Source organism: Fibrobacterota bacterium, assembly GCA_019509785.1.
GTDB lineage: Bacteria > Fibrobacterota > Fibrobacteria > UBA11236 > UBA11236 > Chersky-265.
This window is the reverse complement of record JAEKLQ010000099.1, coordinates 1-4,033: the sequence shown is the minus strand read 5'-3', so window position 1 is coordinate 4,033 and position 4,033 is coordinate 1. Positions and strand designations below refer to the sequence as shown.

At 58.1% G+C, this 4,033-nt stretch carries 4 protein-coding genes; 3 read left to right on the top strand and 1 reads right to left on the bottom strand.

What is annotated here, in order from left to right; translation table 11 throughout:
* A partial coding sequence (locus JF616_22840) for a HAMP domain-containing protein (GenBank protein MBW8890601.1) occupies positions 1-1,684 on the bottom strand: 1,684 nt, incomplete at its 3' end.
* A 233-nt stretch (positions 1,685-1,917) separates the two neighbouring features.
* On the opposite strand from JF616_22840, the gene JF616_22835 reads away from it, so the two are divergent.
* From JF616_22835 to JF616_22825, 3 genes are all read left to right on the top strand, one after another.
* Positions 1,918-2,640 carry a DUF72 domain-containing protein gene (locus JF616_22835; GenBank protein ID MBW8890600.1) on the top strand — a complete coding sequence of 241 codons (723 nt, stop codon included), beginning with the start codon at positions 1,918-1,920 and terminating at the stop codon, positions 2,638-2,640.
* A gap of 111 nt (positions 2,641-2,751) precedes the next feature.
* Positions 2,752-3,015, top strand: coding sequence for a hypothetical protein (locus JF616_22830; protein ID MBW8890599.1), 264 nt, complete (start codon positions 2,752-2,754; stop codon positions 3,013-3,015).
* 535 nt (positions 3,016-3,550) lie between these two features.
* A partial coding sequence (locus JF616_22825; GenBank protein MBW8890598.1) for a hypothetical protein occupies positions 3,551-4,033 on the top strand: 483 nt, incomplete at its 3' end.

Here is a 4,033-nt window from a genome sequence, read left to right as displayed (position 1 = left end):
GGTCCACCATGGTATTGATGGTGTCCTTCAATTGCAGGAACTCTCCGCGCACGTCCACGGTAATCTTCTTGGACAAATCGCCGTTGGCCACCGAGATGGTCACCTCGGCGATGTTACGCACCTGGCCCGTCAGGTTCGAGGCCATCGAATTCACGTTATCGGTCAAATCCTTCCAGGTACCGCCCACGCCCTTCACTTCCGCCTGGCCGCCCAGCTTGCCTTCCGAACCCACTTCGCGGGCTACGCGCGACACTTCCGATGCGAAGGAAGACAATTGATCCACCATGGTATTGATGGTGTTCTTCAGCTCCAGGATCTCGCCCTTCACGTCCACGGTGATCTTACGGGACAGGTCGCCCTTGGCCACGGCGGTGGTCACGTCGGCGATGTTACGCACCTGCGAGGTCAGGTTGGACGCCATCAGATTCACGTTATTGGTCAAATCCTTCCACGTACCGGCCACCCCGCGCACCTCGGCTTGCACGCCCAGCTTGCCTTCCGAGCCCACCTCGCGCGCCACGCGCGACACTTCCGAGGCGAAGGAATTCAGCTGGTCCACCATGATGTTGATGGTTTCCTTCAGCTCCAGGATCTCGCCCTTGGCTTCGGCGGTGATCTTCTTGGAAAGATCGCCGTTGGCCACCGCCGTCGTCACCTGGGCGATGTTACGCACCTGCCCGGTAAGGTTACCGGCCATGAAGTTCACGTTATCCGTCAAATCCTTCCAGGTACCCGAGACGCCTTTCACCAATGCCTGGCCGCCCAACTTGCCTTCCGAGCCCACTTCGCGGGCCACGCGGGTCACTTCCGAGGCGAAGGAGTTCAGCTGATCCACCATGGTATTGATGGTGTTCTTCAGCTCCAGGATCTCGCCCTTGGCTTCGGCCGTGATTTTTTTCGACAAGTCGCCGCTGGCCACCGCCGTGGTCACTTCGGCGATGTTACGCACCTGCGAGGTCAGGTTGGACGCCATCAGGTTCACGTTATCCGTCAAATCCTTCCAAGTGCCCGAAACGCCCTTCACCTCGGCCTGGCCGCCCAGCTTGCCTTCCGAGCCCACTTCGCGCGCCACGCGCGTCGCTTCGGATGCGAAGGAGGAAAGCCGGCTCACCATGGTGTTCACGGTTTTGGCCGAACGCAGGAATTCCCCCTTGAGCGGGCGCCCTTCGGCTTCCTGGGCGACCGATTGGGAAAGGTCCCCGTTGGAAACGGCGCCGATGACGCGGGACATTTCCGTGGTCGGCCAGACCAGATCGTCGATGAGCCCGTTGATGGAGTCCTGCGCGTCCGACCAGGAGCCTTCCACCGGTCCCAAGGTGATGCGCTGGGTGATGCGGCCTTCCTTGCCCACCACCCGGTTCACCTTGTCGAGCTCCCGCACCAAGCGCCGGTTCAGCTCCAATACGTCATTGAATACTTCCGCTATACGACCGTCGATGCCGACGAATTCCTCGTCCAGCTTGGCGTTGAAGTCGCCAGAGCGGAAGGCTTCCAAAGCCAAAAGCAGTTTCTTCTTGTCCAATCCCGCATGCCCATTGCTCCCGTTCGCCCCATGCCCTGATCCGTTGGCGGCGGCTTCCCCGTTGGCTGCCGCTGCCGGTTTCGCGGCGGCGGCTTTGCCCGCCGAAGATGCTTTCGCGGCAGAGGACGTTTGCTTAGGGGAGGAAACGATCTTAGTCGGCATGGCATCTCCTGAATGGCTTCGGAAGCCACTACCTGGGCCTAGCTAATTTTCAGGATCGGGAAGCGCAAGGAAAAACCAGCCGAACGGGCGAGGGCGCACCAGGCCGGTTCTGAAAGTTCTACTGAATAAAACTCGTAAGATCCATTATTTCAATGCTTTAGAGGCAGCTCCTCGAGCGAATTGCCAAGGGTATTGCGGACCCGTTGCGACAATCCTTCCTTTGATACTGGAGCATGGCCCTATTAATCGGAACTTCCGGATGGCACTACCGTCATTGGGTGGGGAGCTTTTACCCTCCCAAGACCCCGCCCCGCCTATTCCTGGAGAGATATCTAAAAGACTTCTCCACCGTCGAGATAAACAACAGCTTTTACCGTTTGCCCGAGCGGGAAACCTTCGAAAGTTGGCGCGATGCCGTGCCCGCCTCCTTCCACTTCGCCGTAAAGGCCAGCCGCTACATCACCCATTTCAAGAAGCTGAAGGAAAGCGGCGACTCGTTCCGCTTGTTCTTCGAGCGTGTCAGCGCCTTAGGGCCGCGCCTGGGTCCCATCCTCTTCCAGCTACCGCCCCATTGGCATTTCGATGGCGGCCGCTTGGCCGGGTTCCTGGCGTCCCTTCCGCGCGGCCCGCGCTACGTATTCGAGTTCCGCGATCGCGATTGGTACCGCGATGAAACCTTCGGCCTTCTGGATCGTTTCAGGGCCGGTTTTTGCATCCACGACCTGCCGGATTCCGCCAGCCCGGAGATAGTGACGGGGAAGATCGCCTATGTCCGTTTCCATGGCCCCACCGGGAAGTACCAAGGCTCTTACACCGACGGCGATCTCGCCCGCTGGGCAGAACGAATGCGGGAATGGTCGGCGCGGCGCATTCCGGTATTCGCCTATTTCAACAACGATATCGGCGGGCACGCCCCACGGAACGCCATCACCTTGCAATCCATGCTGAAGGTCTGACGCGCCTACTTCTCGAAAAACACGTGGACACCGTCCCACTGCTCGATCAGCTGCCAGGCGCCCCGTTTGTCTTCGTTCCAGGCAGCGCAATGCGCTACGTAGTATTCCAGGATGCGATCCGACTTCGAGGCGGGTGAAATCGCGGATGTCGCAGAACATCACCGCCAGTTCGCGATGTACCGCCCGGAACTCGGTGGGATCTTCGCCGCGGGTCAACTCTTCGAACACGGACGGGCGCACGAAACACTGGATGACCGTCTCCCGACGGCGCAGTTCGGCGTAGGCCGCCTTGATCTCGGATTCGCGGGACTCGGCCTCTTGGGCGCGGGCATTGGCATCGGCCAGGGCCATGCCCCGGCGGCGGAAAACCTCTAGAGCGATTTTTATCCCTTATCCGGTGAATTCGGTGATCAGGATGATGAGTTGCTGCGTCCCAGGCAAAATAATGCGCAGGCGATACGCATGGGAACGCAATCGCGGTAACCCAGGGCCTTCTCGTAAAAATGGAAGGCGAAGAACGCGATGAAACCCATGAGGCCAACGATACGAGAAAAACTTTCGGTTAGCGCATAGTCCAAGTTGAATAGGACGGGGATAGCCGATGGACGAAAGGCTTTGCGGAATAGCGACGTTAATAAATTCATTTATGTAACTTCCCGCACGATTTCGTTTGCCGGAATATTTTACAGCGTGGAGAAGTATGATAGCCGTCGCGGATATTTCGATTACGCTCACTTTGTGCGCGATGGTATTCCCGGATTAAAACGGATCTTTTATCATTCTTTAACTTGCCTTGCAGCGAAGATTATCAAATTCCCCCAGGCCCCGAAAATCTTGATTGAAATCCATACGATTCGCGCGGCGCTGATTGTAATTTTACCCACGGCCGTCTTAAGAGTTGGGAAATACCGTGGAATCCGATCGCGTCCTCGCCATTTTAAGAGATGTTTTTGCCCGCCTATCCCGCGAGAATCCATCCTTTTCGCCCGCTCCGAACCATATCGATGATAACACCGCGCTCGACGCCCTGCGCGTGACGGATGCCAATATCGGCGACGTGGCCCGCGAGCTTCGGTCCCGCTTCGGAGGCATCGCGCTCAACGTGGAGCTGATGTACAAGATGCAGAAGGCCTTCGGCGGCACTTCGGCGCAGAACCGCTATAGCACAATCGGGGACATGGTGCGGCATATCCAGGCAGGGTTGCACCATGGCGTAGCCAATCCAGTCGTGGTTTACGTAGATGACGAAGAGGAGAACTTGTTCGTTTTCCGGCGGCGTTTCTCCAAGCGCCTGAATCTGCGCACCTTTTCCAACCCGAATGAAGCCCTCGCTTTCATACGGGACAATCCGGACGTGGTGCTGGTCCTGACCGATGAATCCATGCCCGGCCTC

Excerpts from the sequence above, each read along its gene's own strand:
- JF616_22835 (MBW8890600.1), top strand. The coding sequence starts at position 1,918 with ATGGCCCTATTAATCGGAACTTCCGGATGGCACTACCGTCATTGGGTG.
- JF616_22830 (MBW8890599.1), top strand. The coding sequence starts at position 2,752 with ATGCGATCCGACTTCGAGGCGGGTGAAATCGCGGATGTCGCAGAACAT.